This window comes from Jiangella sp. DSM 45060 (assembly GCF_900105175.1).
Taxonomy (GTDB): Bacteria; Actinomycetota; Actinomycetes; order Jiangellales; family Jiangellaceae; genus Jiangella.
Genome location: NZ_LT629771.1, coordinates 36,478 through 61,758 on the forward strand (window position 1 = coordinate 36,478; position 25,281 = coordinate 61,758).

Genomic DNA, 25,281 nt, shown 5'->3' on the forward strand with positions numbered 1-25,281 from the left:
TCCGCATGTCACGAGGCAGGCGTAGCCTCCACCTCCAGAACGGGGTTCCGCAGGACCCTCCAGGACACCACGCACTGGGGAGCCGAGATGAGGCGGAACGCAGCATGCGCCGTGGCAGCCGCGGCGGCGATCGTACTGGTCACCGCGCCGTTGGCGGGGGCGGCCAAGCCGACTGACAGCACCGATCTGCGCAACGCCGTGACGGCGGGCGGGATCATGGAGCACCTGGAGGCCTTCCAGGACATCGCCGACGCGAACGGCGGCACCCGGGCGTCCGGCACGCCCGGCTACGATGCGTCGCTGGCGTACGTCCAGGACCAGCTGGAGGCGGCCGGGTACCAGACGACGGTGCAGCCGTTCCTGTTCGACACGTTCGAGGAGCTGGCGGCGCCGACGTTCGAGCGCGTCGCACCCGACCCCGTCACGTACGCCGAGGGCGACGACTTCCTCACCATGGAGTACTCCGGCAGCGGCGACGTCACCGGCACGCTGGTGCCGACCACCGACGTGCTCATCCCGCCGCCGGCGCAGCCCGGGTCCAGCAGCGGCTGCGAGCCCGCCGACTTCGTCCCGGCGTCGGCCACCGAGCCGCAGGTCGCGCTGATCCAACGCGGGACCTGCGACTTCACCGTGAAAGCGGTCAACGCACAGGCCGCCGGCTACGACGCCGTCGTGATCTTCAACGAGGGCCAGGAGGGCCGGACCGAGGCCGTCTCGGGCACGCTCGGCGCCGACACGGAGGCCACGATCCCGGTGCTCGGTGCGAGCTTCGGCGTCGGCGCCGACCTCTACGCGCGCACCCAGGCGGGGCCGGTGACGGTGCACGTCGAGACCTCGACGCTGATCACTCACGACGTGCCGACGGCGAACCTGCTGGCCACCACCGGAGAGGGGCGCGGTGACCGGCAGGTCGTCGTCGGCGCGCACCTCGACTCCGTCTCCGCCGGCGAGGGCATCAACGACAACGGGTCCGGGTCGGCGCAGAACCTCGAGATCGCCCTGCAGCTGGCCGAGCTGGATGTCACGCCGCGCAACCAGATCGTGTTCGCGTGGTGGGGCGCCGAGGAGTCCGGGCTGATCGGCTCGCAGTTCTACGTCGACTCGCTGACCCCGCGCCAGGTCAAGGACACCGCGGTGAACCTGAACTTCGACATGGTCGGGTCGCCGAACTACGTGCGGTTCGTCTACGACGGCGACGCGTCCGACACCGACTCGCTCGGCTCGACCGGGTCGGGCGTCGTCGAGGACGTGTTCACCGACTACTTCGCCGGTCAGGGCCTCGAGAGCGAGCCGACGGCGTTCGACGGGCGGTCCGACTACGACGCCTTCATCAGCGTCGGGATCCCGGCCGGCGGCCTGTTCACCGGAGCGGAGGGCGTCAAGACGGCCGAGGAGGCGGCGGTCTACGGCGGCACTGCGGGTGTCGCGTACGACCCCTGCTACCACCAGGAGTGCGACGACATCGACAACCTGTCGCAGCAGGCGCTGGACGAGATGTCCGACGCCGCGGCGCACGCCACGCTGACCTTCGCCATGACGACGTCGGCCATCGAGGGGACCGGCAAGGGCACCGCCACCGGCCAGTCGGAGTCGCTGTTCCTCGGGTCGCACCTGCGGCGCTGAGACGGCCTCGGGAGAGGGCGGCCCGGACGTCGTGGGGGCGGCGTTCGGGCTGCTCGGGCCACTTGCGAGAATGACGCGGTGACCAACGACGACGTGCCGCGCAGTGCGGAGCTCTTCGACCGTGCGCGGGCCGTCACGCCCGGCGGGGTGAACTCGCCGGTGCGGGCGTTCCGCGCCGTCGGCGGGACACCCCGGTTCATGCAGCGTGCCACCGGACCCTACCTCTACGACGCCGACGGCCGCGAGTACGTCGACCTCGTCGGCTCGTGGGGGCCGATGATCCTCGGCCACGCCCACCCGGCGGTGGTCGAGGCGGTCCGCGCTCAGGTCGCGCTCGGCACGTCCTACGGCACGCCCACCCAGCCCGAGGTCGAGCTGGCCGAAGAGATCGTCGCCCGCACCAGCGTCGAGCAGGTCCGGCTGGTCTCCAGCGGCACCGAGGCCACCATGAGCGCCATCCGGCTGGCCCGCGGCGCCACCGGGCGCAGCAAGGTCGTGAAGTTCGCCGGCCACTACCACGGGCACGTCGACGCGCTGCTGGCGGCGGCCGGCAGCGGTGTTGCCACGTTCGCGCTGCCCGACACCCCCGGCGTCACGGGCGCCAGCGCCGGCGACACCATCGTCCTCCCGTACAACGACGCCGGCGCGGTCAAGGCCGCGTTCGCCGAGCACGGCGCCGAGATCGCCTGCGTCATCGCCGAGGCCGCGGCCGGCAACATGGGCGCCGTCGCACCGGCCGACGGCTTCAACGCGTTCCTCCGCGACACCGCGCACGAGCACGGCGCGCTGCTCGTCCTCGACGAGGTCATGACCGGCTTCCGGGTGTCGCGGTCCGGCTGGCACGGCCTCGACGGCGTCACGCCCGATCTCACGACGTTCGGCAAGGTCATGGGCGGCGGCTTCCCGGCCGCCGCGTTCGGCGGGTCGGCCGAGGTCATGGAGCTGCTCGCGCCGGCCGGGCCGGTGTACCAGGCCGGCACGCTGTCCGGGAACCCGGTCGCCACGACGGCCGGGCTGGCCACCCTGCGGCTGGCCGACGCCCAGGTGTACGCGCACCTCGACGCCACGGCGCGGCGCATCGGCGCGCTGGCCGGCGAGGCGCTGACGGCGGCCGGCGTGCCGCACCGCGTGCAGTACGCCGGCAACCTGTTCAGCGTCTTCTTCGCCCCCGACGACGGCCCGATCACCGACTTCGCCGCCGCCAAGCGCACCAGCACGGCGCGGTTCGGCGCGTTCTTCCACTCCATGCTCGAGTCCGGTGTGTACCTGCCGCCGTCGGCGTTCGAGGCGTGGTTCGTCAGCGCCGCGCACGACGCCCGCGCCGTCGACCGCATCGCCCAAGCGCTGCCCGCGGCCGCGGCGGCCGCGGCGGGGGTGGACGCCGCATGAGCGAGCTCACGCGGGTGCACCTGCTGCGCCACGGCGAGGTGCACAACCCGTCGAAGGTGCTCTACGGCCGGCTGTCCGGCTACCACCTGTCCGACCTCGGCCGGGCCATGGCCGATCGGGTCGCCGCCGCCGTCGCCGACCGCGACATCACGCTGCTGGTCAGCTCGCCGCTCGAGCGCGCGCGCGAGACCGCCGCGCCGCTCGCCGAGACGCTCGGCCTCGACGTCCGCATCGACGACCGCCTGCTCGAGGCGCTCAACGTCTTCGAGGGCCTGACGTTCGGCGTCGGCGACGGCTCGCTGCGCCACGCCCGGCACTGGCGGCACCTGCGCAACCCGTTCACGCCGTCGTGGGGCGAGCCGTACCGCGACATCGCCGCCCGCATGCTGGCCGCCATGAGCGACGCCCGCCGCGACGCCGCCGGCCACGAGGTCGTCATGGTGTCGCACCAGCTGCCGATCTGGACGGCACGCAGCTTCATCGAGGGCCGCCGGCTCTGGCACGATCCACGCCGGCGCGAGTGCTCGCTGGCCAGCCTCACCACCGTCACGTACGAGAACGACACCATCGTCTCGGTCGCCTACAGCGAGCCGGCCGGCGACCTGCTGCCGCGGGTCGGCAAGCCGTTCACGGCGGGTGCCTGATGCGCCGCCCGCTCGTGCTCGCGGCGGTGGCGGTGCTCGCCCTCGCCGGCTGCTCCGACGGCCAGGTCGAGCGCAGCGACAACGGCAACCAGGCCGGCTACATCGCCGGCGACGGCACCATCAGCATCTTCGACCCGGCCGAGCGCGACACCGCGCCCGAGTTCGGCGGCGAACTGCTCGACGGCGGCGACTTCCAGCTGGCCGACCAGCTCGGTGAGGTCGTCGTCCTGAACATCTGGGGCTCGTGGTGCCCGCCGTGCCGCAAGGAGGCGCCCGACCTCCAGGCCTCCTACGAGGCGCTCGGCCCGCAGGGCGTGCAGTTCGTCGGCGTCAACGTCCGCGAGCCCAACGGCCAGCGGCCGGCGCAGCAGTTCGAGGACGAGTACGGCATCACCTACCCGAGCGTCTACGACCCCAAGGGCGACGCGCTGCTGGCGTTCCGCGACACCGTCCCGCCGAAGGCCATCCCGAGCACGCTGGTCATCGACCGCGAAGGTCGCATCGCGGCGCGCATCCTCGGCGCCATCGGCGAGGCGTCGCTCACCGACATCGTCGGCGAGATCGCGGGCGAGACCCCCGCGGCGGAAGGCACCGCTGAGTCACCGTGAGCTCCTTCGGCGACACCGTCCTGACCGGTTCGCTGGCACTGGCCGTGCCGGTGGCGGCGCTGGCCGGACTCGTCTCGTTCCTGTCGCCGTGCGTGCTGCCGCTGGTCCCCGGCTACCTGGGCTACGTCACCGGGCTGTCCGGCGCGGAGCTGGCGTCCGGGCGGCGCGGCCGGCTGCTGGCCGGGGTGCTGCTGTTCATCCTTGGCTTCAGCGTGGTGTTCGTGTCGTACGGGCTGCTCTTCGGCGGGCTGGGCTCGCTGCTGCTGGAGCAGGGCGAGATCATCATGCGGGTGCTCGGCGTCGTGACGATCGGGCTCGGCCTGCTGTTCGCCGGCTGGCTGCCGGGGCTGTCCCGCGACTGGCACACCGGCGCGAGCCCGGCGGTCGGCCTGGCCGGGGCGCCGCTGCTGGGCGCCGTGTTCGGCGTCGGCTGGACGCCCTGCATGGGGCCCACTCTGGCGGCCGTCCAGGCGCTGGCCTTCACCGAGGCCAGCGCCGGCCGCGGCGCGCTGCTGTCGTTCGCCTACTGCCTGGGGCTGGGCATCCCGTTCCTGCTGGCCGCGCTGGCCTACCAGCGGGCGACGCGGTGGTTCCAGTGGGTGCGCCGGCACCAGCAGGCGTTCATGCGGGCCGGCGGGATCATGCTGATCGTGCTCGGCGTCCTGCTGGTCACGGGGCTGTGGAACGAGCTGATGACGTCGATGCAGGGCTGGATCGGCGGCTTCGAGGTGGCGGTGTAGAGATGGGCACACGATGACGACGCAGATGGACACCCGTCCGCCGGTGGACAACCGGCCGCCGCCGCTGAACGGGCTGGAGCTGGCCCGCTGGGCGTGGCGGCAGCTGACCTCCATGCGGGTGGCGCTGATCCTGCTGTTCCTGCTGGCCGTCGCCGCCATTCCGGGCTCGATCATCCCGCAGAGCGACGTCAACCCGCTCAACGTCCGCGACTTCCGCGCCCGCAACCCCACGCTGTCCGAGTGGTACGACCGCCTCGGCCTGTTCGACGTCTACTCCGCGCCTTGGTTTGCCGCCATCTACATCGCGCTCATGGTGTCGCTGGTCGGCTGCATCCTGCCGCGCCTGTGGCAGCACTGGAAAGCGGTCCGGGCGCAGCCGCCGAAGGCGCCGAAACGGCTCACGCGGATGCCGGCGTACCGCAAGGTCGAGGTCGACGCGACCCCCGACGAGGTGCTCGCGGTGGCCCGTGCCGAGCTGCGGTCGCGGCGGTTCCGGCTGCGCCGTCCGGCCGAGGGCGAGGCCGACTCCGTCGCGGCCGAGACCGGCCACCTGCGCGAGACCGGCAACCTGCTGTTCCACCTGTCCGTCGTGGTGGTGCTGCTGGCGGTCGCGCTGGGCGGGCTGTTCAGCTACCGGGCGACGGTGCTGGTGCCCGAGGGCACGGGCTTCTCCAACCAGGTCATCCAGTTCGACAGCCTGTCCGCCGGCGCGCTGTTCGACACCGGCGACCTCCCGCCGTTCTCCATGGACGTCGACGAGTTCCGCATGGAGTTCATCGAGGCCGGCAACCAGATCGGCCAGCCGTCGGAGTACGAGGCGACGGTGACGGTGGTGCCCGAGCCGGGTGCGGATCCCGAGACGCACACCATCCGCGTCAACGAGCCGCTGAACATCGACGGCACCTCGATCCACATCATCAACCCCGGCTACGCCCCCGCGTTCACCGTCCGCGCGGCCGACGGCGAGACGATCCTCGCCGAGGGACCGGTGCCGTTCCTGCCCGAGGACAGCAGCTTCACGTCCACCGGCGTCGTCAAGGTCGAGGTGCCGCCGCAGTACGGCGACGACATCGGCATCCAGGGCAGCTTCCTGCCCACCGCCTACCTCGACCAGAACGGCCCGCGGTCGATCTTCCCGGGCGCCCGCAACCCCGAGATGTACCTGACCGCGTGGCACGGCGACCTCGGACTCGACGACGGCCAGCCGCAGTCGGTGTACCGCCTCGACACCACCGACATGGAGCAGTACGAGGCCGACGGCGAGCCGTTCCGGTCCCGCCTGGCCATCGGCGACACCGCCCAGCTGCCCGACGGCCGCTACATCACCTTCGACGGCTACGTGACCTGGGTGAACCTGCAGATCGGCCGCAACTCCGGCCGCGAGTTGGCGCTCGTCGGCGGTGTGCTCGCGGTGGTCGGGCTGATGGGCTCGCTGTACGTGCGGCGGCGCCGGGCCTGGGTGCGCGCGAGCGTCGGACCCGAGGGGCGTACCGTGGTCGAGGTCGCGGGGCTGCACCGGGCCGAGGGCTCGGCGGGCGACCGCCTCGCCGACGAGATCGGTGCCATCACTGATGGGCTGTTGCTGCGCCTGGGCGGCGCGGAAGGAAAGAGGGAAGACTGATGGACCTCGATGCCGTCGCCGAGTGGAGCCGCTACGTCGTCGTCGTGGCCACCCTCGGGTACCTGGCGTCCTGGCTGGCCTTCTGTGCCGAGGCCGGCATCCACAGCCGTCGCCGCCGCGCGGTGACCACGGCCGCCGCCTCCGACCGCGAGCTGGTCGGCGTCGCGTCGTCCGCTGCCGCCGACGCGCCCGCGGATTCGCCGGCGGGGCCGCCGGCCGGGGCGTCCGGTCCCGGCGACGCCGAGCTGGTGCAGCGCGCCGACCGTCTGGGCGGCATCGGCCGCGGGCTGTTCGGCCTGGCCACGCTGGTGCTCGCCGTCGGCGTCACCATGCGCGGCCTGGGCACCGAGCGGGCGCCGTGGGCGAACATGTACGAGTTCTCCATCACCGGCGCGCTGGTCGCCTCGATCGTCTTCCTCGTCCTCGCCCGCACCGTCGTCGGCCGCGTCGTCGCCGTCTGGGCCGTCCTGCTGATCTTCATGACCGTCGGCCTCGCCGCCACGTTCCTCTACGTGTCGCCCGGCCCGGTGCAGCCGGCGCTGCAGTCGTACTGGCTGATCATCCACGTCGGCTGCGCCGTCATCGCGTTCGGCCTGTTCACCGTCGGCGCCGTCGTCAGCGCCCTGCAGATCGTGTCCGAGCGGGCCGCCGACCGCGGCCGCACCACCGGCTTCGGCGCCTCCCTCCCCGACTCCGTCGCGCTCGACCGGCTCGGCTACCGGCTCACCGCCATCGCGTTCCCGATCTGGACGTTCGGCCCGCTCATCCTCGGCGCCATCTGGGCCGAGGTGTCGTGGGGCCGGTACTGGGGCTGGGACCCCAAGGAGGTCTGGGCGCTCATCACCTGGCTGGCGTACGCGGCCTACCTGCACGCCCGCGCCACGGCCGGCTGGAAAGGCTCGAAGGCCTCGGTGGTCGCGCTCGTCGGGTACGGCACGGTGCTGTTCAGCTACTTCGGCGTGAACATCCTCTTCAACGGCCTGCACTCGTACGGCGGCCTCTGACGGGCCGCCCCTGGCGGTGTTGTTGCTGCGGGGGTGACGGTGGCGCCAACAGTTGGCGTCTGTGTCACCACGTGCGGCGGGCATCCGGGGCCCGGCGTTCCGATGGGGCTGGCGGGGGTCCGGCTCGGGCCGCTTCGCGGGCGGGGGTTGGCCTTGCCGCGCCGCTGCCCCCCGGCGGTGTTGTTGCCGCGGGGGTGAGGGTGGTGTCACCTGTTGGCGTCTGTGTCACCACGTGCGGCGGGTACCCGGGGCCCGGCGTTCCGATGGGGCTGGCGGGGGTCCGGCTCGGGCCGCTTCGCGGGCGGGGGTTGGCCTTGCCGCGCCGCTGCCCCCCGGCGGTGTTGTTGCCGCGGGGGTGAGGGTGGTGTCACCTGTTGGCGTCTGTGTCACCGCGTGCGGCGGGCATCCGGGGCCCGGCGTTCCGATGGGGCGGGCGGGGGTCCGGCTCGGGCCGCTCCGCGGGCGGGGGTTGGCCTTGCCGCGCCGCTGCCCCCCCCGGCTGTGTTGTTGCCGCGGGGGTGACGGTGGTGTCACCTGTTGGCGTCTGTGTCACCGCGTGCGGCGGGCATCCGGGGCCCGGCGTTCCGATGGGGCTGGCGGGGGTCCGGCTCGGGCCGCCTCGCGGCGGGGGTCGGCCTTGCCGCGCCGGTGGCCCCCGGCGGTGTTGTTGCCGCGGGGGTGACGGTGGTGTCACCTGTTGGCGTCTGTGTCACCACGTGCGGCGGGCATCCGGGGCCCGGCCGCCGATGGGGCTGGCGGGGGTCCGGCTCGGGTCGCCTCGCGGGCGGCGCGCCCGACGACCCCCGATGACTAGCGGGAGTCGTCCTCGTCGTCGGTGTGCTGGCGGGCTTCGTCCTCGCGCTTGCGGGCCTCGGCCTGGCGGCGGGCCTCGGCCTCTTCGGCGGCCCGCGCCGCCTCGGCGTCCTTCTTGCGCTGGATCTCGTCCTCGCGCCGGCGGAGGTCGGCCTCCCACTGGTTGAGCATCTGCTCGTGCTTGGTGTCGATGTCGCGCAGGTGCCGCAGGAACTCGGGGTCGTCGTCGGGGGCGAGGGGACGCGGGGGCGGCCCGGTGGGGCGCTGCGGGCGGGCCCGCTCCTTACCGAGGACCAGCCAGAGAATGGGTCCGATCAGCGGGATGAGCACGATGATGGCCACCCAGGCGACCCGGTTCAGCGACCGGAACCGGGTGGAGTCGGTCTGCAGGCAGTCGATCAGCGCATAGACGAGCAGCGCTATGGCGACCACGATTGGTAGTACCCGACCCACCGTGCGACCTCCCCGGTCGAGCTGTGTTCCTTTCCACCAGCCTAGGTGCTGCGCCGGGCGCGACGCACCCCGGACCGGATTCCGCTTGTCCGGGCAAGCGGAATCCGGTCCGGAACGCGGGTCAGGAGAAGAGCCGGCGGCGCGTGCGGTGGCCGGCGCGGAGGGCGGCTGCCTGGCGCGCCTTCTCCGCCTCCCGACGCAGGTCGTCGATGCGGGTCTGGGCGTACTCCAAGCCGTACAACGTCACTCCCTGTGATGAATTTTGAACAAATCAAAGGCAGCAAGCCACCTTCTGCCTATGATTCTAAGTCACAGGGGGGTCACGGGACCATCTCGAACCGGGTGATCCCCACCACGTTGGCGGCGTGCTCCGGGGCGCTGCGAGGATGGAGCGCCATGGACACCGTCGATACGAGTCTTGTCGCGGCGTTGCGGGCCAACGGCCGGGCGTCGTACGCGGAGCTGGGCCGGCTGGTGGGGCTGTCCGGGCCGAGCGTCCAGGAGCGGGTGCGCCGGCTCGAGGACCGCGGGGTCATCACCGGCTACCGCGCCACCGTCGAGCCGTCGGCGCTGGGGCTGGGGCTCACGGCGCTGATCGGGCTGGTGCTGTCCGACTCCGCCGGTCACGAGGAGGTCGGCGCCCGGCTGGAGGACGTCGCGGAGGTCGAGGACTGCTGGTTCATCGCCGGCGACGAGGCGTACATGCTCAAGGTCCGGGTCGCCGACGTCGAGGGGCTGGAGCGGCTGCTGGGCCGTCTGGTCCGCATCGAGGGGGTCGCGCGCACCCGCACCACGCTGGTCATCTCGACGCGGTTCGAGGACCGCCAGGTCGAGCCGGAGCTGGTCGGCAGCTGACGCACCCGGTGAAACTCCGCGGATCGGTTACGGACACCAGGAGAGCCGAACCGAGGAGGTCCACCATGACGCCGATCAACAGCCCACTCGCCGACGACGCCCACAAGGTCGTGACGGAGGCCCTGCGTGACGCCCTCGTCGACCTGATCGACCTCTCGCTTGCCGGCAAGCAGGCGCACTGGAACGTCACCGGGCCGCGTTTCCGCACCATCCACTTCCAGCTCGACGAGGTCGTCGACACCGCGCGGAAGCACGCCGACATCGTGGCCGAGCGGTCGGTGACGGTCGGCAGCCCGGCCGACGGCCGCGCCGAGACCGTCGCCCGCGACTCCCAGCTGACCCGGCTCGAGGCCGGCTGGGTGCGCGACGACGACGTGGTGACGACGTTCGTCGGGCTGTACGACGGCGTCATCGCCCGCATGCGCCAGCGCGCCCACGACATCGAGGACGCCGATCCCGTCAGCAACAACATCCTGCTCGACGTCGTCGAGGAGCTGGAGAAGCAGTACTGGATGTGGCAGGCCGAGCGGGCCTGACGACCGCGCGCCGGGTGCGTAGGCGATGATGCTGCGCATGGATGACGCACCCGGCCTGGTCGGTCTCGACGACATCCGCGCGGCGGCCCGGCGGCTGGACGGCGTCGCCGTCCGCACGCCGCTGGTCCCGGCCGCGTGGTCCGGTGGCGACCTGTGGCTGAAGCCGGAGGGCCTGCAGGCCACCGGCGCGTTCAAGCTGCGTGGCGCGTTCAACGCCGTCGCGCTGCTCGACGGCGACGCGCGCGGGCGCGGCGTCGTCACGCACTCCAGCGGCAACCACGCGCAGGCGCTGGCGTGGGCGGCCCGCGAGCAGGGCATCGCCGCCACCGTCGTCATGCCCGACGCCGCCGCGCCGGTGAAGGTCGCCGCGACGCGGGCGCTCGGCGCCGAGGTCGTCATGGTGCCGCCGCCCGAGCGCGACAGCCGGGTCCGCGAGCTGATCGCCGAGCGCGGCCTGACGTTCGTCTCGCCGTTCGACGACGCCAGGGTCATCGCGGGCGGCGGCACGGTCGGCCTGGAGATCGCCGAGGACCGCCCCGACGCCGGCACCGTCCTCGTCCCGGTGGGCGGCGGCGGCCTGATCTCGGGCATCGGCGTCGCGGTGAAGGCGCTGGCGCCCGGCACCCGCGTCGTTGGCGTCGAGCCCGAGCTGGCCGCCGACGCCCGCGACAGCCTGGCTCGCGGCGAACGCGTCGCCTGGGACCCGGCCGACACCTACCGCACCATCGCCGACGGCGTCCGGCTGCCGGTCATCGGCGAGCTGACGTGGGAGCACATCCGCCGCCACGTCGACGAGATCGTGACCGTCCCGGAGGACGCGATCCTGGCCGCGATGCGGCTGCTGGCCGTGCGCGGGCGGATCGTGTCCGAGCCGACGGGAGCGCTGACAACCGCGGCGTTCCTGGCCGAGCCGGCCCGGTTCGGGCGCGCGGTGGCGGTGGTGTCCGGCGGCAACGCCGATCCCGCGCTGCTGGCCCGCGTGCTCACGTCGCCTTGAGCGTGAACCCCTCGTCCAGCCAGCCGGTGACGCCGCCGATCATCTTGCGCACCGGGCGGCCGAGCCGGGCCAGCCGGAGCGCGGCCTTGTCGGCGCCGTTGCAGTGCGGCCCGGCGCAGTAGACGACGAACTCGGCGTCGGCCGGCCAGTGGGCGAGGTTGCGCTCGACGATGCGCCCGTGCGGCAGGTTGACGGCGCCGGGCACGTGGCCCGCGGCGTAGAGCTCCGGGCCGCGGACGTCGAGCAGCACGAAGTCGGCGGTGCCGGTCGTCAGCGCGTGGTGCACGTCCCAGCAGTCGGTCTCGAACGCGAGCAGGGCGGCGAAGTGCGCGGCGGCGTCGGCCGGCGGCGCGGGCGGGATCATCGTCGTCATGGCATCGACGCTACGGCGGCCGTGGCGAGTTGCGGCAGGGGCGATCGGGGGTCGCCGGCGGCGATCGGGCGGGGAAAGCCCGGTATCGTCGCGGCATGGCCGACGATTCCGCCGCCGCCCTCGACCGCGTCGACTGGCAGCTGCTCGAGCACCTCCAGCGCGACGGCCGCGTCGCGGTCGCCGAGCTGGCCCGTCGCGTCAACCTCGGGCCCAGCGCGACCGCCGACCGCATCCGCCGGCTCACCGACCTCGGCGTCATCGCCGGCTTCCGGGCCGAGCTCGACCTCGAGCGCATCGGCTACACCGTCATCGCCTACGTGCGGCTGCGCTACCCGTCCGGCAACTACCGCGCCCTGCACGCAGAGCTGGACCGCACCCAGGAACTGCTGGAGTGCCACCACGTCACCGGCGACGACTGCTTCGTGCTGAAGGTGGCCGCGCGGTCCATGCGCCACCTCGAGGAGCTGGCCGGCCGGCTGGCCACCCTCGGCAGCGTCACGACCTCCGTCGTGTACTCGTCGCCGCTGGTGTCGAGGGTGATCAGCCGGCCGGACGCTCAGCCGAGTGCCGGAATGACCTCGCGCTCGAACAGCTCGACGCCGCTGAGGTCGTAGGCCGCCTCCGGGAAGTAGCCGATGGCGTAGCTCATGCCCTTGTCCTGGTACTGCCTGATCGCGTCGGCGACCTGCTCGGGCGTGCCGGCGGTCGGGTTCTCGCGGTACGGCCGCATCTTCTGCGCCACGACGTCGGGCGTCATGAACCGGCCGTAGATCTCCTCGACGCGGGCCAGCTTGGCGTCGACCTCGGCCTGGTCGGCGCCGATGACGACGTTGAAGTTCATCGAGCGGGTGATGGAGTCGTAGTCGGTGCCGAGGTCGCGGCAGTGCCCCGCCAGCACCTCGGACTTGTGCTGGAACACCTCGGGCGTGCCGCTGAAGTTGGTGTACGCCGTGTAGCTGCGCGAGCCGGTGTACGTCGCGCCGCGGGCGTGCTTGGCCGCGATGCGCAGCGTCACCTTCTCGCCGCCGCCGGCGATCCACAGCGGGATGCCGTCCTCCTGCAGCGGCAGCGGCCGGCAGATCGCGCCGTCGACCTGGTAGTGCTCGCCGGCCAGCGTCGCGACCCCGTTCGTCCACGCCTGCCGCATGATGTCGACGCCCTCGTCGAGCATGGCCAGCCGGACGCCGGCGCGCGGGAAGCCGAACCCGAAGGCGCGCCACTCGTGCTCGTACCAGCCCGCGCCGATGCCCATCTCGACCCGCCCGCCCGACACGACGTCCGCCGTCGCGGCGACCTTCGCCAGGTAGGCCGGGTTGCGGTAGGCCATGCACGTGCACATCTGGCCCAGCCGCACGCGCTGCGTCGCCGCGCCGAACGCCGCCATCAGCGTCCACGCCTCGTGGGTGGCCTCCTCGGTCGGCACCGGGGTGGTGTGGAAGTGGTCGTAGACCCAGATCGACTCCCACGGCCCCGCGTCGGCGTGCTGAGCGACGCGCAGCATCGTCTCCCAGTGACTCTTGGGAGCGATGTCGACGAGGTCCAGCCGCCAGCCCTGGGGGACGAAGAGCCCGAACTTCATGGGGGAAGAAGTCATGGGGCTCACCGTAGGACAAGGCGGTGAACGTTCGGAGACGAGCCTCCGCTTTCGTCATGGGTAGGCTGCCACGATGGTGGAGATCACCGACCTGAACGACGCGGAGCGGGCGTGGGTCGCTGAGACCCTGGCCGCGCTCGGCCGGTCCGACGGCGACATCGTCGCGCTGGGCGCGGCCTACGACGCGGCGTTGCGTGGCTGGACGTCGGTGTCGCCGGACGAGCGGCCCGACCCGAACGACCTGATCAACCGGCTGGGCATCGGGTTCGGCGAGCACGTGCGCCGGCAGACCGGGCTGGCCTGGGTCATCGCGGCCGACGAGCACGGCACCGAGCTGGCGCTGCACGGGCAGCCCGGCGACGTCCTGCTGTATCCGGCGAACCTCGTGGCCAAGCGCTGGGTGGCCGGCGAGACCGGGGTACTGCCCGAGCTCGCGGCCACGCTGATCGAGCAGGTCGTGCGGATCAAGGAGCGGGCGTGAACGACGACGAGCTGATCGCGTCGGCCGCCGGGTACCTCAACCCCCGCCACGTCGGCGACCGGCTGATCGGCGACGTCGCGTCGACGCTGGTGACCGACCGGGGCCACGCGTACCACGGCGTCTGCATCGACACCCCGTCCGGCACCGGGTTCTGCGCCGAGCACAGCGCCATCGCCGCCATGGTGACCGGCGGCGAGGAGCGCATCGCCGCCATCGTCGCGGTGTGGCGCGACGACGACGGCGCGCTGTACGTGCTGCCGCCGTGCGGGCGGTGCCGCGAGTTCGTCCGTCAGCTGCACCCGGACAACCTCGACACGCGCGTGGTGCTGGGACGGGACCGCGCGGCGCCGCTGCGCGACCTGCTGCCGGCGCACGAGTGGCCCGCGCCGCTGGACTGACGTCGCGCTGGCGGTTGACGCTCGAACACCTGTTCGATAGTGTCTACCCATGGTCCTTCCGAACACCACACCGGCGGCCGGCCACGGGCAGCGGCCGAGCCGCCCCTCCAGGCCACCACCCTCCCCGGGGTGATCGGCAGGGGCCGTCGCCCGGGCTTCCCCCGACCCGCGGGCGGCGGCCCTGCCGATCGCCGGGCGGCGTAGAATCCGTCACGTCATGGCCGTTCTCCGTTACACCCTGTTGCGCGCGCTGGTCTTCGTCATCATCGCGGCGCTGCTCTGGCTCGTCGGCTTGCGCGGGCTGGTGCTCGTGGCCCTCGGGCTCGTCCTCTCCGGGCTGGTCAGCTTCTTCGTGCTGCGCGGCAGTCGCGACCAGGTGTCCATCGCCTGGGACCGGCGCCTGCGCACCATCCGCGAGCGCACCGCCGCCGAGGACGCGTGGGACGACGAGCAGCGCGCTCGCACCGACGCGGACGTCGACGCCGAAGGCCGCCCGCCGCGCGACGCCTAGCCCGTCACCGGCGAGGGCAGCCCGGCGCGTGCGAACGCGTCCGGCTGGGTACGTGCGCCTCATGACCGACGATCGCCGCACGAAACCCGGTGCCACTCCAGGTGAGGACCCGCGCGACATCGACAAGGAACGCCTCGGCGACGCCGCGCTCGACGAGATGGACGCCTATGAGGGCGTCGTGCACCAGCAGAACGCCACCGGCAAGCAGGGTCTCACGTCCGACGCCAAGGGCCGTGACCTGCACGAACTCGACGACGCCGCCGACGTCCCCAAGCTCCGGGACGAGAGCTGACCGCACAGCGAGAAAAAATCTTGACAGGGCGCGTCATGATCCGGTCGTCCCCCTGTCTTGTGGGTCAGACGGCACCGCGAGGTGCCGTCCTCACACAGGAGGTTCCCATGATGACCGACGAATACGAGCGCGCTGCCGAAGACGCCAAGCAGGCCAAGCGGGGCCGGCACCGCGGCGAGAGCCAGTCGCTGCTGCAGGATCTGCGTCAGGCCATCCTGGCGCGCGTCCCCACTGAGGACCGCGGCTACACCGGCCCGCGCCGCGCCCGCCGGCACGCCTGAGGGTGCGCGCGGGAGCATCCACACCGTTACCCGACCCGCGGACGGCCGCAACCAGCGGTCCCGCCCGACCCCGACCCGGCCCGGCGCGTGGGCGAACCCCTCAGCCCACCGCCAGGCCGACGGTCAGCAGGACCGCGAAGGCCAGCTCGGTCATCCCGGTCCGCTTGAGCACCGGGATGAGGTCCCGGCCCGTCGCCCGCCGGATCACCGGCCGGGCGGTCACCACGGCCAGTGGGACGCACAGCAGCGTGAGGGCGCCCCACGGCCGTCCGGTGACGGCCAGCGCCGCCACGATGAGGAACGGCGCCGTCATCAGCAGCACGTAGAGCATGCGGCTGCGCTGCTCGCCGAGCGTCACCGCCAGCGTCCGCTTGCCGCTCACCGTGTCGGTGCCGATGTCGCGGATGTTGTTGACCAGCAGCAGCGCGCACGCCAGGCAGCCGATCGCCACCGCCGACACCAGCGACGTCCACGTCAGCCGGTCGGCCTGCACGTACGTCGTCCCGGCGACGGCCACCAGCCCGAAGAACACGAACACCGAGATCTCGCCGAGCCCGCGGTAGCCGTACGGGTTCCGGCCGCCGGTGTAGTACCAGGCCGCCGCGATGGCGAGCGCGCCGACGGCGAACAGCCACCAGTGCCCCGACCACGCCACCAGCACGGCACCGGTCACCCCGGCCGCCACGAAGCTCCACAGCGCCGCCGCCTTCACCGCCGCCGGCCGCGCCGCGCCGGACCCGACCAGCCGGAACGGCCCCACCCGGTGCTCGTCGGTGCCGCGGATGCCGTCGGAGTAGTCGTTCGCGTAGTTGACGCCGATCTGCAGCGCCAGCGCGACCACCAGCGCCAGCAGCGCCTTGCCCAGGTGTGCCGCGTCGGCGGTCGCCGCGGCGCCCGTGCCCACCAATACTGGGGCGACGGCGGCCGGCAGGGTCCGCGGGCGGGCGCCCTCGACCCACTGCCCGAGCGTCGCCATCAGGCGTCCGCCAGTCCCAGCCGGGCCGCGAGCCCGCGGCGATCGGTCTTCCCGCCCGGCAGGGTGGGCAGCGCATCGAGCACGTGCAGCTCCTTGGGTGCGTAGGCGACGGGGTGTCGCTCGCGGACGTGGGCGCGGATGTCGTCGAGGGACGGGGGCCGCTCGGCGTCGGCGGGCACGACGGCGACGACGACCCGCTCGCCCCACTCGGTGTCGGGGACGGCGATGCTGAGCGCCTCGGCGACGTCCGGGTGCGACGCGACGGCGAGGTCGACGGCGTCGAGCGGGACGTTCTCGCCCCCGGACACCGCGACGTCGTCGGCCCGGCCGATCACCGTCAGCGTGCCGTCGTCGCCGAGCCGGCCGAGGTCGGACGTGGTGAAGGCGCCGTCGGCGAAGTCGTGGGCGAGGTCGGGACGCAGGCGGTAGCCGTGGGCCAGCATCGGGCCGGCCAGCCGGATGCGTCCGCCGTCAGCGAGCTCGACCCGTATGCCGTCGAGCGGGACGCCGTCGTAGACGCAGCCGCCGCAGGTCTCCGTCATGCCGTAGGTGGTGACGACCTCGACGCCGGCCTTGCGGGCGCGGTCGAGCAGCGCGTCGTCGGCCGCGGCGCCGCCGACCAGCACGCCGTGGTAGCCCGTCAGCGCGGCCAGCGGCGCCCCGCCGGCGTCGAGCAGCTGGCTGAGCTGGCGCGGCACCAGCGCGGTGTACCGGCGTCCGCTGCCGGCGAAGACCTGGACGCTGGCGGCGGCGAACAGCTCGGGGTCGAAGCCGCCGCTGAGGTCGGCCGCCACCGGCTCCGTCCCCGCGACGACCGACCGGGCCAGCACCATGAGCCCGGCGATGTGGGTGGCCGGCAGCGCGAGCAGCCAACGGCCGGGCCCGCCGAGCCGCTCCAGCGTCGCCTCGGCCGACGCCCGGACGGCGGTGGCGCTCAGCAGCGCACCCTTCGGCCGCCCCGTCGACCCCGACGTCGGCACGATGAACGCGACGTCCGGCTCCAGCGCGCGGTGCGGCGCGAACTCCGCGATCAGCTCGTCGCGTACCGCCGCCGGCGACGACGGCAGCGGCAGTAGCGCATCGCCCCCGGCCAGCGCCCCCGCGACGGCGGGCAGCAGCCGCGGCACCACGGCGGGCCGCAGCGGCACCTCGACGGTGATGAGGGAGCGGTTGGGCTTCTGCATCGCCCCACCACCCTAGATCCCCGACGCCGCCGACCGGCGGCGGCCTGACGAGTGCCGGTCCGGGTCGCGTGGAACACTCGGCGGATGGCGAGAGTCCTCCTCGACGCGACCGTCCGCACCGACTACGGGCAGTTCGATCTCCTCTGGTCTGCCGACATCGGGTTCGACGGAGACTTCGACCGGGTCTTCGCCGGTCAGGCGAACGGACTCGCGGGCGCCGCTTCGCCCGGCGGTCTGTACCTGCACCTCGCCCGCCGGTCGGGTGGCTCGCCCGTGCGGATCGTGGCGCACGCGAGCGCCCCGCCGGCCGCTGCCGACGAGTGGGACGACGTCGTCGAGGTGTCCGTCGCCGTGCCGCCGGGTTCGTCGCCCCGATGGTCCACCTGGGCGGGTGAGGCGAGCGGGCCGCTCGATCTGGCTCCGGGCGAGTACCGGGTGCGCGTGAGTGCCCGGGGCCGCGACGCCGGAGCGGCCGGCGAACTCGCCGAGGGCCCGGTCGACTTCTACCTCGTCGACCTGTGGCCCGACCCGGCACGGCCCGACGAGGTGCTCCGGTCGCGGAGTGCGAACGCGGAGTTCTGGCACCGCCAGCTCGGCGGCCGGCGCTGACCCTGCCCGGCGCACAGCCCGCCGTCAGCGGTACTCGGCGACGACCTCGATCAGGCCGACGATGTGCTGGTTGAACTCCTCGAGATCCTCGGCCGGGATCCAGTACTCGAGAATCGTCTGCCCGCCGGCCTGCTGGACGTCGTACCGGTCGAGGAAGGTCTTCTCGACCTCGAACCGGGTCACGTACCCAGCGCCGCTCGCCTTGACGTTCCAGTCGCGGGCGATCCGGGTGGCGTAGTCCTCGTTGAGGACGGGGTAGAAGATCGGCTGGTCGGGCAGCCTCGGCGGCCATTCGCGCCAGCCCGAGGCTCGCACGAGCTCGAGCTCCTCGGGCCCAGTCGGGCGCCACAGCGTCACGGTCTGCACGGGAACATTCTCGCGTCCGGCGGATCGACTCAGAAGTACCAGGGGAAGGGCGACCAGTCCGGCGGCCGCTTCTGCAGGAACGCGTCGCGGCCCTCGACGGCCTCGTCGGTCATGTAGGCGAGCCGCGTCGCCTCGCCGGCGAAGACCTGCTGGCCGACCATGCCGTCGTCCACCGCGTTGAAGGCGAACTTGAGCATGCGCTGCGCCGTCGGGCTCTTGGCGTTGATCTTCGCCGCCCACTCCAGGGCCACGTCCTCGAGCGAGGCGTGCGGCACGACCGCGTTGACCATGCCCATGCGGTGGGCGTCGGCCGCCGAGTACTCGTCGCCGAGGAAGAAGATCTCGCGGGCGAACTTCTGGCCGACCTGCCGGGCGAGGTAGGCCGACCCGTAGCCGCCGTCGAAGGAGCCGACGTCGGCGTCGGTCTGCTTGAACCGGGCGTGCTCGGCGCTGGCCAGCGTGAGGTCGCTGACGACGTGCAGGCTGTGGCCGCCGCCGGCCGCCCAGCCGGGCACGACCGCGATGACGACCTTCGGCATGAACCGGATCAGCCGCTGCACCTCGAGGATGTGCAGCCGCCCCGCCCGTGCGGCGTCGACGGTCTCGGCGGTCTCGCCGCTGGCGTACTGGTAGCCGGACCGGCCGCGGATGCGCTGGTCGCCGCCGGAGCAGAAGGCCCAGCCGCCGTCCTTCGGCGAGGGCCCGTTGCCGGTCAGCAGCACGCACCCGACGTCGGGGGTCATGCGGGCGTGGTCGAGCGCGCGGTAGAGCTCGTCGACGGTGTGCGGGCGGAACGCGTTGCGCACCTCGGGCCGGTCGAACGCGACGCGGACGGTGCCGCGGCCGCGGCCGTCCTCGACCTGGCGGTGGTAGGTGATGTCGGTGAATTCGAATCCCTCGACGGTGCGCCAGCGGGACGGGTCGAACGGTGCGGTCGTCACGCCGGTCACGCTAGCCGGTGCATCTGTCGGGGCGCTCCGATAGGGTGCCGCAACTGAGTGTTCGGGGGGACGAATGCGGTGGGTTCCTGCAGCCCTGCTGGTGGTGCTGACGGCGACGGCCTGCGGCGGCGACGCCGAGCCCGAGGCGGTCGCGGGCACGCCGACGCCCACCATCGACATCGCGGGGTCCACCGACAGCGTCGTCCCGCCGCCGGTCGTCCGCAGCCCGGGCACCGGCGTGCTGTTCGACTGGGTGACGTTCGACGACGAGCAGAGCTACACGAGCACCGCCCTGCCCGACGGCGCGACACCGTTCGAGAACGCCGTCCCCATCCAGGACGGCACGACCATGTCGCGCGGCCACGTGTTCGAGCACGCCGGCGGCGTCATCGGCTACGAGCTGATCGACGCCTACGCCGGCGGTGACGACTTCGCCAAGCTGGCCGCCCTGCTGGCCAGCAGCGTCGACGGCAGCGTGGTGTCGATCGAGCCGGCCGACGTCACCCAGGCGCTGGCCGCCGACGGCGAGATCGTCCACGGCGACGACGAGGTCATGCTGTTCCGCATCGTCGTGGTGAACGAGGCCGGCGACGTCTGGACCGGCTTCGTCAGCGGGCCCGAGCAGGACCGCGAGCGGCTGGAGTCCGAGTTCGCCCGGCTCACCGTCTCGCTGGACGTCCGCTCAGCCGTCGACTGGGTCTACCTCACCGACGAGCCCAGCGGCATCGTCGCGCCGTTCCGGTCCGCGGTCGAGCCGCGGTCGTGGTACCTCCCCGACGCCGGCGACTCGGCCACGTCGGCCCGCGTGTACAACGACTGGAACACCGCGTCGGGGATCATCGTGATCGACGCCGGACCCGGCGGGTTCAGCCCCGAGGACGCGCTGGCCCTGCGGGCCGAGGAGCTCGGCGGGACGGTCGAGAGCTCGGAGCCGAGCGACATCGCGGGGCACGCCGGCGTCGAGGCGGTGATCCTCGACCGGGGCTGGCAGTGGGTCCACCGCGTCGTCGCCCTGGACGACCACGTTCTCGTGGTCTACGCCGGCAACGTCACCGAGCGGGTGGACGACGCCCGGACCTTCGTCGCGATGGTGAGCGACGCGGTGACGATCCCCTGAGAACGAGGGAACGAACGGCCCGATTCGGTCGTCTCAGGGGTGTGGGAGGAACGGGTCGGGGCCGACATGCGCCCGTGATCATGGAAAATAGAGGCATGAAGTACCGCGTGCTCGCCGTCACCGGCGTCCTGGCCCTGGTCGTAGCGGCGGTGTTCGCCATTCTCGGAGCCACCGACGACGACGATTCGGTGGCCGGCGGGAGCGGGCCCGAGGCGAGCATCGTCCAGGCCGCCGCGTCGCCGGCGCCCGAGCAGGTGGCGGGCGCCATCGCCGCCGAGGCGCCCGCCGCGGCCGACGATCTCCCACTGGTCCTGACCGCCCCCGCCGAGGCCCGGCCCGGCGCGTCGGTCGCGTTCGGCGCCAGCTGGATCACGCCGTCCGGCGAGGCCATCAGCGGCGAGGTCGACCTCCAGCGCATCGAGGGCAACTCCTGGACCACCATCACCACCGTGCCGGTCGAGAACGGCGCCGGCGAGGTCGAGGTGCAGGTGCAGTCGTCGGGCATCTACCGGCTCGCGTACGGCGGCGGCCCCGAGGTCGAGGCGGTCGAGTCGCACGAGGTCGTCATCACGGCCGGCTCGCCGCTGGTGTCGCGCATCACCGCCACCGCCGAGAAGTCCGACGACGGCGTGGGCGTCACCGCGGCGTGGACGACCGAGGGCGGCGTCCCGATCCTCGGCGAGATCGGGCTCGAGCAGCAGGCCGACGGCGCCGACTGGGCGCCGGTGTCCGCCGTCACCACGACGGCCGAGGGCACCGCGGTCGCCGAGGCCACCGCCGAGCACACCACCCGGTTCCGGTTCAGCTACCCCGGCGGCAGCCGGTTCGGCGCCGTCGTCAGCGAAGAGGCGCTCGCCGTCGGCGACGACGTCCGCACCATCCCGGTCGAGACCTGCGACGACGACGTCGACATCGACAACCTCGGCAACGGCGTCGGCTGCCACTACACACCGGTCGAGTCGGGCACGTTCGTCGTCGCCCACGACTACCTCGGCAACTCCTGGTGGAACTCCATCCCCGAGGGCACGGTGGTCCAGATGGAGGGTGAGTTCACCGGGCTGTACGAGGTGGTCGACCGCGTCATCGCGCAGGGCCGCGGCTCGGCACTCGGCTCGGCGTCGAACTGGACCTGCGGCGACGACTGCGACATCATCTTGCAGACCTGCCAGGGCAGCAACACCGGCTTCACCTGGCTGCGCAAGCTGCCCGAAGGCGAGACGCCGCCGGCCGGCCAGCCGCAGACCTGACGCCGTCAGCTCGCGCGCGAGAGCCGGGCGGCCTCGTCGATCGAGGCCAGCCGGCGCACCGGTGAGAACGCCACCCACAGCGTCGCGAGCACCATGCCGCAGGCGCCGGTGACCATCGCCGTCCGCCCGTCGGTGAGCCCGGCCAGCAGCCCGCCCAGCGACGCGCCGACCGGGATCGCGCCCCACGAGATCAGCCGGTACGCCGCGTTGACCCGGCCGCGCAGCCGCTCCGGGAGCGCCGCCTGCCGCAGCGTCACCGCGTGCACGTTGGCGATCCCGATGCCGACCCCCATCACCACGAACACCGCGCAGAACAGGCTCATCGTCGCGACGGCGTCCGTGCCGGCCAGCGCGACCAGCACGGGCGCGGTGTTGCCGAGGACCAGCGTGATCAGCAGTACCCGGCCGTAGCCGAAGCGCCCCGTCACGCGCGCGCCGAACCACGCGCCGAGGAAGGAGCCGACGCCGCCGGCGGTGAACACGATGCCGAGCTGCACCGGGCTGAGTCCGGCCTCGCGCACCGTGAACAGCATCAGCCCGAGGATGAACACCTCGTTGAACAGGTTGAACGTGGTGGCCTCGCCGAGCAGCGCCCGGACGAACCGGTTGCGCAGCGCCTCGCGCAGCCCGGCGGTCACCTCGGCCCACGTCGGCCGCGCGGACGCCGCCGGGCGGGCCGTCTCGACGACGGCGATGCCGCGCAGGCTGAGCGCCGACACCAGGTAGGCGACGGCGTTGACCAGCATCGCGACCGGCGCGGAGGCCGCCTGGACGAGCAGCCCGCCGAAGCCGCGGGCGCCGATCTCGTTCGCCGACTGCGCCGCGGCCAGCTTCCCGTTCGCGTCGACCAGCTGGTGCGGCGTCACGACCTCGGGCACGAACGCGAAGTCCGCGACCTGGTACAGCACCGTCAGGACGCCGGCCAGGAACATCACTCCGTATAGCAGCTCGATCCCGGCGACCCCGGCCCACACGGCCAGTGGAATGACGAGGATCAGCGCGAACCGGCCGACGTCGGCGCCGACCATGAGCGGCAGCCGGCGCCGCCGGTCGACCAGCAGTCCCAGCGGCAGCGTGGCCAGCAGGAACGGCAGGAACTGGGCGGTCCGTAACGCGCCCAGCTCGCCCGGCGTGGCGGCCAGCACGCCGATCGCCAGCAGCGGCACGGCCAGCTCGGCGACCTCGGACCCGAACGTCGACACCGCCGAGCCGGTCCAGAGCCGGCGGAAGTCGCGGCTGTCCCAGGCGCGCCGGCTCTCCGTAACCGCTGTCATGGGTTCAGAGGTTAGGCAGTAACCAATGACGACCGCAAGAGGGTTAGGCTCGGTGTCATGTCCGGAGCCAGCACGCCGGCGCCCGGCCGGCTCGAGACCGTCCGGCGCTTCGTCAACACACTCGACGTCGAGGCGGGGTCCGACGCGCTGACGTCGCCGGGCGCTCTCGTCGCGTGGCTGGGCGCCGCGGACCTGCTGTCCGGCGACACCGGCACCGCGCCTGGCCGCGACGAGCTCGCCCGCGCGGTCGCCGTCCGCGAGGCGCTGCGGCAGACCCTCGCCGCCAACCACGGCGGCGACCCCATCCCGGCCGCCGCGCTCGCCGTGCTCAACGACGCCGCCGGACGCGCCCGGCTGACCGCGACCCTCACCGCCCGCGACGGCTGGCGTCCGCGCCCGGCCGCCGGCGGGGTCGACGGCGCGCTCGGCGGGCTGCTCGCGCTGGTCGGCGACGCGATGGCGGACGGCACGTGGGCGCGGCTCAAGGTGTGCGTCAACGACACCTGCCAGTGGGCGTTCTACGACGAGTCGCGGGCGCGGTCGGGCAAGTGGTGCTCGATGCAGGTCTGCGGCAACCGGGCCAAGCAGCGGGCGTGGCGCGGCCGCAGGGCAGAATCGACACCGTGAACCCCTCGACGTGGGCGGCCCGCACGCTGGTCACCGAGCTGGTCCGGGCCGGCGTGCGGCACGTCGTGCTGGCGCCCGGCTCGCGGTCGGCGCCGCTGGCGCACGCGCTGGCGACGGCGTCCGCGCGCGGCGACCTGCGGCTGCACGTCCGGGTCGACGAGCGGGTCGCGGCGTTCACGGCGCTCGGGCTGGCTCGCGTGGCCGGGCCGGTCGCCGTCGTGACGACGTCGGGGACGGCGGCGGCGAACCTGCACCCGGCCGTGCTGGAGGCCTCGCACGCCGGGGTGCCGCTGCTGCTGCTGACCGCGGACCGGCCGCACGAGCTGCGGGGGACCGGCGCGAACCAGACCACCGACCAGGTGCGGCTGTTCGGGTCGGCCGTCCGGTTCTTCGCCGACGTGCCCGCGCCGTACGGACGGCCGGGCGAGGACGGCGACCTGCGGGCACTGCTGGCCCGCGCCTTCGCGGCGGCCGCGGGGACCCGCGCGGGCGACCCCGGCCCCGTCCACCTCGACCTCGCCTACCGCGAGCCGCTGGTGCCCGACGACGACGCCGAGTGGCCGGTGTCGTCCGACGGCGCGGTCGACGTCGCGCCCGGCCCCGGACCCGCCGAACCGACGCTGCTGGACGACGGCCCGCGCACGGTCGTCGTGGCGGGCGACGGCGCCGGGTCCGCCGCGAGGGCGTACGCCGAGGCGGCCGGTGCGCCGCTGCTGGCCGAGCCGTCGTCGGGCGCGCGGTCCGGCCCCAACGCCGTCGGGCCCTACCGCCTGCTGCTCGACCGGCCCGAGCTCGGCGGCCCGGTCGAGCGCGTGGTCGTGTTCGGGCACGCGACGCTGTCACGGCCGGTCAGCGCGCTGCTGGCGGGCGAGCGCGCCGAGGTGGTCGTCGTCGCCGGGTCCGCACCCGACTGGTTCGACGCCGGACGGCGGGCGGCCCGGGTGCTGCCGGCCGTCGCCGCCGCGCCGGGTGCCGGCGACGGCGACTGGCTGGCGTCCTGGCAGCGCGCCGCGAAGGCCGCCCAGGACGCCGTCGACACCGTGCTCGCGGCCGGGCCGCTCACCGGGCCGGCGGTGGCCGCGTCGGTGTGGGCGGCGCGCCGGCCGGGCGAGGCGCTGGTGGCCGGCTCGTCCAACCCGATCCGCGACCTCGACCTCGCCGCGGCGCCCCTGCTCGCCGACGACGCCGGCCCGGTGCTGGCCAACCGCGGCCTGGCCGGCATCGACGGCACCCTCTCGACCGCGACCGGGGTCGCGCTGGGGACGGGCGCGCCCGCCCGCGCCCTCGTCGGCGACCTCACCTTCCTGCACGACGCCGGCGGTCTGCTCGTCGGCCCGTTGGAGGACCACCCCGACCTGCAGATCGTCGTCGTCAACGACGACGGCGGCGGCATCTTCGCGCTGCTCGAACACGGCGACCCGGCGCACGCCGACCGCTTCGAGCGGGTCTTCGGCACCCCGCACGGCGCGGACCTCGCGGCGCTGTGCGCGGGCTACGGGGTGGCGCACCGCCGGGTGACGGACGCGGCGGCGCTGCGCTCGGCGCTGGCCGAGCCGGTGGCGGGACGCAGCGTGCTGGAGGTGCCGGTCGCCCGCGCCGCCCTTCGCGACCTGCACAGCCGCATCCGCGCCGCCGTCGACGCCGCCCTCGCCTGACGCCGTCCGGCCGGCCAGGACGGGGTGTTCGGCTCGGCAGGGTGACTTGAGCGCCAACAGTTGGCGCTCAAG

Annotated in this window: 29 protein-coding genes; 21 read left to right on the forward strand and 8 right to left on the reverse strand. The window is 73.5% G+C overall.

Translation table 11 applies throughout. The features are described from left to right. The first annotated feature begins 87 nt into the window (after positions 1 to 87). The 7 genes from BLU82_RS00185 to ccsB all read left to right on the forward strand — a co-directional run bounded on the left by BLU82_RS00185 (position 88) and on the right by ccsB (position 7,629). Positions 88 to 1,623: a M28 family peptidase gene (locus BLU82_RS00185; RefSeq protein ID WP_092614113.1), complete on the forward strand. Its 1,536-nt coding sequence runs from the start codon at positions 88 to 90 to the stop codon at positions 1,621 to 1,623. A 78-nt stretch (positions 1,624 to 1,701) separates the two neighbouring features. Continuing rightward, on the forward strand, positions 1,702 to 3,012 hold the full coding sequence (gene hemL, locus BLU82_RS00190) for a glutamate-1-semialdehyde 2,1-aminomutase (protein ID WP_092614115.1): 1,311 nt from the start codon (positions 1,702 to 1,704) through the stop codon (positions 3,010 to 3,012). After that, positions 3,009 to 3,656, forward strand: coding sequence for a histidine phosphatase family protein (locus BLU82_RS00195; RefSeq protein ID WP_092614117.1), 648 nt, complete (start codon positions 3,009 to 3,011; stop codon positions 3,654 to 3,656). The genes hemL and BLU82_RS00195 overlap by 4 nt, the downstream gene beginning before the upstream one ends. Next, entirely contained in the window at positions 3,656 to 4,264 is a 609-nt protein-coding gene (locus BLU82_RS00200; protein ID WP_092614119.1) for a TlpA disulfide reductase family protein, read from the forward strand. Before BLU82_RS00195 ends, BLU82_RS00200 begins: the two co-directional genes overlap by 1 nt. After that, the gene (locus tag BLU82_RS00205; RefSeq protein WP_092614121.1) at positions 4,261 to 5,004 is read left to right on the forward strand and encodes a cytochrome c biogenesis CcdA family protein; all 744 of its coding nucleotides are present in this window, start codon (positions 4,261 to 4,263) and stop codon (positions 5,002 to 5,004) included. Before BLU82_RS00200 ends, BLU82_RS00205 begins: the two co-directional genes overlap by 4 nt. Positions 5,005 to 5,017: 13 nt before the next feature. After that, on the forward strand, positions 5,018 to 6,625 hold the full coding sequence (locus BLU82_RS00210; RefSeq protein WP_092614123.1) for a cytochrome c biogenesis protein ResB: 1,608 nt from the start codon (positions 5,018 to 5,020) through the stop codon (positions 6,623 to 6,625). Then, a complete protein-coding gene (ccsB, locus tag BLU82_RS00215; protein WP_092614125.1) occupies positions 6,625 to 7,629 on the forward strand; it encodes a c-type cytochrome biogenesis protein CcsB in 1,005 nt (334 codons plus the stop codon). The genes BLU82_RS00210 and ccsB overlap by 1 nt, the downstream gene beginning before the upstream one ends. An 810-nt stretch (positions 7,630 to 8,439) precedes the next feature. Here the strand turns inward: ccsB and BLU82_RS00220 are convergent. Beyond that, entirely contained in the window at positions 8,440 to 8,874 is a 435-nt protein-coding gene (locus tag BLU82_RS00220) for a PLD nuclease N-terminal domain-containing protein (protein WP_197682650.1), read from the reverse strand. Positions 8,875 to 9,291: 417 nt separating this feature from the next. Here BLU82_RS00220 and BLU82_RS00225 point away from each other — a divergent pair, with 417 nt between their 5' ends. From BLU82_RS00225 to BLU82_RS00235, 3 genes are all read left to right on the forward strand, one after another. Then, positions 9,292 to 9,750: an Lrp/AsnC family transcriptional regulator gene (locus tag BLU82_RS00225; RefSeq protein ID WP_069114910.1), complete on the forward strand. Its 459-nt coding sequence runs from the start codon at positions 9,292 to 9,294 to the stop codon at positions 9,748 to 9,750. A 65-nt stretch (positions 9,751 to 9,815) separates the two neighbouring features. Then, a complete protein-coding gene (locus BLU82_RS00230) occupies positions 9,816 to 10,286 on the forward strand; it encodes a Dps family protein (protein ID WP_092614129.1) in 471 nt (156 codons plus the stop codon). A 37-nt stretch (positions 10,287 to 10,323) separates the two neighbouring features. Beyond that, on the forward strand, positions 10,324 to 11,283 hold the full coding sequence (locus tag BLU82_RS00235) for a threonine/serine dehydratase (RefSeq protein ID WP_092625221.1): 960 nt from the start codon (positions 10,324 to 10,326) through the stop codon (positions 11,281 to 11,283). Here the strand turns inward: BLU82_RS00235 and BLU82_RS00240 are convergent. Next, complete coding sequence (locus BLU82_RS00240) at positions 11,270 to 11,656, reverse strand: rhodanese-like domain-containing protein (RefSeq protein WP_092614131.1); 387 nt, start codon at positions 11,654 to 11,656, stop codon at positions 11,270 to 11,272. The two genes, BLU82_RS00235 and BLU82_RS00240, sit on opposite strands and share 14 nt — an antisense overlap. A gap of 95 nt (positions 11,657 to 11,751) precedes the next feature. On the opposite strand from BLU82_RS00240, the gene BLU82_RS00245 reads away from it, so the two are divergent. After that, the gene (locus BLU82_RS00245; protein WP_092614133.1) at positions 11,752 to 12,270 is read left to right on the forward strand and encodes an Lrp/AsnC family transcriptional regulator; all 519 of its coding nucleotides are present in this window, start codon (positions 11,752 to 11,754) and stop codon (positions 12,268 to 12,270) included. Here the strand turns inward: BLU82_RS00245 and BLU82_RS00250 are convergent. Beyond that, positions 12,213 to 13,235, reverse strand: a complete 1,023-nt coding sequence (locus BLU82_RS00250) for an LLM class F420-dependent oxidoreductase (RefSeq protein ID WP_092614135.1) — start codon at positions 13,233 to 13,235, stop codon at positions 12,213 to 12,215. The two genes, BLU82_RS00245 and BLU82_RS00250, sit on opposite strands and share 58 nt — an antisense overlap. A gap of 88 nt (positions 13,236 to 13,323) precedes the next feature. Between BLU82_RS00250 and BLU82_RS00255 the strand changes: the two genes are divergently transcribed. The 5 genes from BLU82_RS00255 to BLU82_RS33870 all read left to right on the forward strand — a co-directional run bounded on the left by BLU82_RS00255 (position 13,324) and on the right by BLU82_RS33870 (position 15,213). Beyond that, positions 13,324 to 13,731 (forward strand): DUF3806 domain-containing protein, encoded by a 408-nt coding sequence (locus BLU82_RS00255; RefSeq protein ID WP_092614137.1) that lies wholly within the window; start codon positions 13,324 to 13,326, stop codon positions 13,729 to 13,731. After that, positions 13,728 to 14,129 carry a cytidine deaminase gene (locus tag BLU82_RS00260; protein WP_092614139.1) on the forward strand — a complete coding sequence of 134 codons (402 nt, stop codon included), beginning with the start codon at positions 13,728 to 13,730 and terminating at the stop codon, positions 14,127 to 14,129. The genes BLU82_RS00255 and BLU82_RS00260 overlap by 4 nt, the downstream gene beginning before the upstream one ends. Before the next feature lie 217 nt (positions 14,130 to 14,346). Next, positions 14,347 to 14,640, forward strand: a complete 294-nt coding sequence (locus tag BLU82_RS00265) for a DUF4229 domain-containing protein (protein ID WP_092614141.1) — start codon at positions 14,347 to 14,349, stop codon at positions 14,638 to 14,640. 61 nt (positions 14,641 to 14,701) lie between these two features. After that, the gene (locus BLU82_RS00270; RefSeq protein WP_092614143.1) at positions 14,702 to 14,932 is read left to right on the forward strand and encodes a hypothetical protein; all 231 of its coding nucleotides are present in this window, start codon (positions 14,702 to 14,704) and stop codon (positions 14,930 to 14,932) included. A 107-nt stretch (positions 14,933 to 15,039) separates the two neighbouring features. Then, entirely contained in the window at positions 15,040 to 15,213 is a 174-nt protein-coding gene (locus tag BLU82_RS33870) for a hypothetical protein (RefSeq protein WP_157740442.1), read from the forward strand. A 100-nt stretch (positions 15,214 to 15,313) separates the two neighbouring features. Here BLU82_RS33870 and BLU82_RS00275 read toward each other — a convergent pair whose 3' ends face one another. Both BLU82_RS00275 and menE read right to left on the reverse strand, forming a co-directional pair. Next, positions 15,314 to 16,189 carry a 1,4-dihydroxy-2-naphthoate polyprenyltransferase gene (locus BLU82_RS00275; RefSeq protein WP_092614145.1) on the reverse strand — a complete coding sequence of 292 codons (876 nt, stop codon included), beginning with the start codon at positions 16,187 to 16,189 and terminating at the stop codon, positions 15,314 to 15,316. After that, a complete protein-coding gene (gene menE, locus BLU82_RS00280; RefSeq protein ID WP_092614148.1) occupies positions 16,189 to 17,373 on the reverse strand; it encodes an o-succinylbenzoate--CoA ligase in 1,185 nt (394 codons plus the stop codon). Before menE ends, BLU82_RS00275 begins: the two co-directional genes overlap by 1 nt. Positions 17,374 to 17,457: 84 nt before the next feature. On the opposite strand from menE, the gene BLU82_RS00285 reads away from it, so the two are divergent. Then, positions 17,458 to 17,982 (forward strand): hypothetical protein, encoded by a 525-nt coding sequence (locus tag BLU82_RS00285; RefSeq protein ID WP_092614150.1) that lies wholly within the window; start codon positions 17,458 to 17,460, stop codon positions 17,980 to 17,982. A gap of 24 nt (positions 17,983 to 18,006) precedes the next feature. On the opposite strand, the gene BLU82_RS00290 is transcribed toward BLU82_RS00285, so the two are convergent. Next, positions 18,007 to 18,348 (reverse strand): hypothetical protein, encoded by a 342-nt coding sequence (locus BLU82_RS00290; RefSeq protein WP_092614152.1) that lies wholly within the window; start codon positions 18,346 to 18,348, stop codon positions 18,007 to 18,009. Between the two features lie 29 nt (positions 18,349 to 18,377). Then, positions 18,378 to 19,298: a 1,4-dihydroxy-2-naphthoyl-CoA synthase gene (locus tag BLU82_RS00295; protein ID WP_370246264.1), complete on the reverse strand. Its 921-nt coding sequence runs from the start codon at positions 19,296 to 19,298 to the stop codon at positions 18,378 to 18,380. A 64-nt stretch (positions 19,299 to 19,362) separates the two neighbouring features. Here BLU82_RS00295 and BLU82_RS00300 point away from each other — a divergent pair, with 64 nt between their 5' ends. Together BLU82_RS00300 and BLU82_RS00305 are read left to right on the forward strand one after the other, a co-directional pair. Beyond that, positions 19,363 to 20,406: a hypothetical protein gene (locus tag BLU82_RS00300; protein WP_157740443.1), complete on the forward strand. Its 1,044-nt coding sequence runs from the start codon at positions 19,363 to 19,365 to the stop codon at positions 20,404 to 20,406. A 95-nt stretch (positions 20,407 to 20,501) separates the two neighbouring features. Further along, positions 20,502 to 21,653, forward strand: coding sequence for a hypothetical protein (locus BLU82_RS00305; protein WP_092614156.1), 1,152 nt, complete (start codon positions 20,502 to 20,504; stop codon positions 21,651 to 21,653). A 5-nt stretch (positions 21,654 to 21,658) separates the two neighbouring features. Here BLU82_RS00305 and BLU82_RS00310 read toward each other — a convergent pair whose 3' ends face one another. After that, positions 21,659 to 22,927: an MFS transporter gene (locus BLU82_RS00310; protein WP_092614158.1), complete on the reverse strand. Its 1,269-nt coding sequence runs from the start codon at positions 22,925 to 22,927 to the stop codon at positions 21,659 to 21,661. A 57-nt stretch (positions 22,928 to 22,984) separates the two neighbouring features. Between BLU82_RS00310 and BLU82_RS00315 the strand changes: the two genes are divergently transcribed. Both BLU82_RS00315 and menD read left to right on the forward strand, forming a co-directional pair. Continuing rightward, complete coding sequence (locus BLU82_RS00315; RefSeq protein ID WP_092614160.1) at positions 22,985 to 23,554, forward strand: ABATE domain-containing protein; 570 nt, start codon at positions 22,985 to 22,987, stop codon at positions 23,552 to 23,554. Further along, complete coding sequence (gene menD / locus BLU82_RS00320; protein ID WP_092625225.1) at positions 23,551 to 25,209, forward strand: 2-succinyl-5-enolpyruvyl-6-hydroxy-3-cyclohexene-1-carboxylic-acid synthase; 1,659 nt, start codon at positions 23,551 to 23,553, stop codon at positions 25,207 to 25,209. Before BLU82_RS00315 ends, menD begins: the two co-directional genes overlap by 4 nt. Positions 25,210 to 25,281 lie beyond the last annotated feature (72 nt).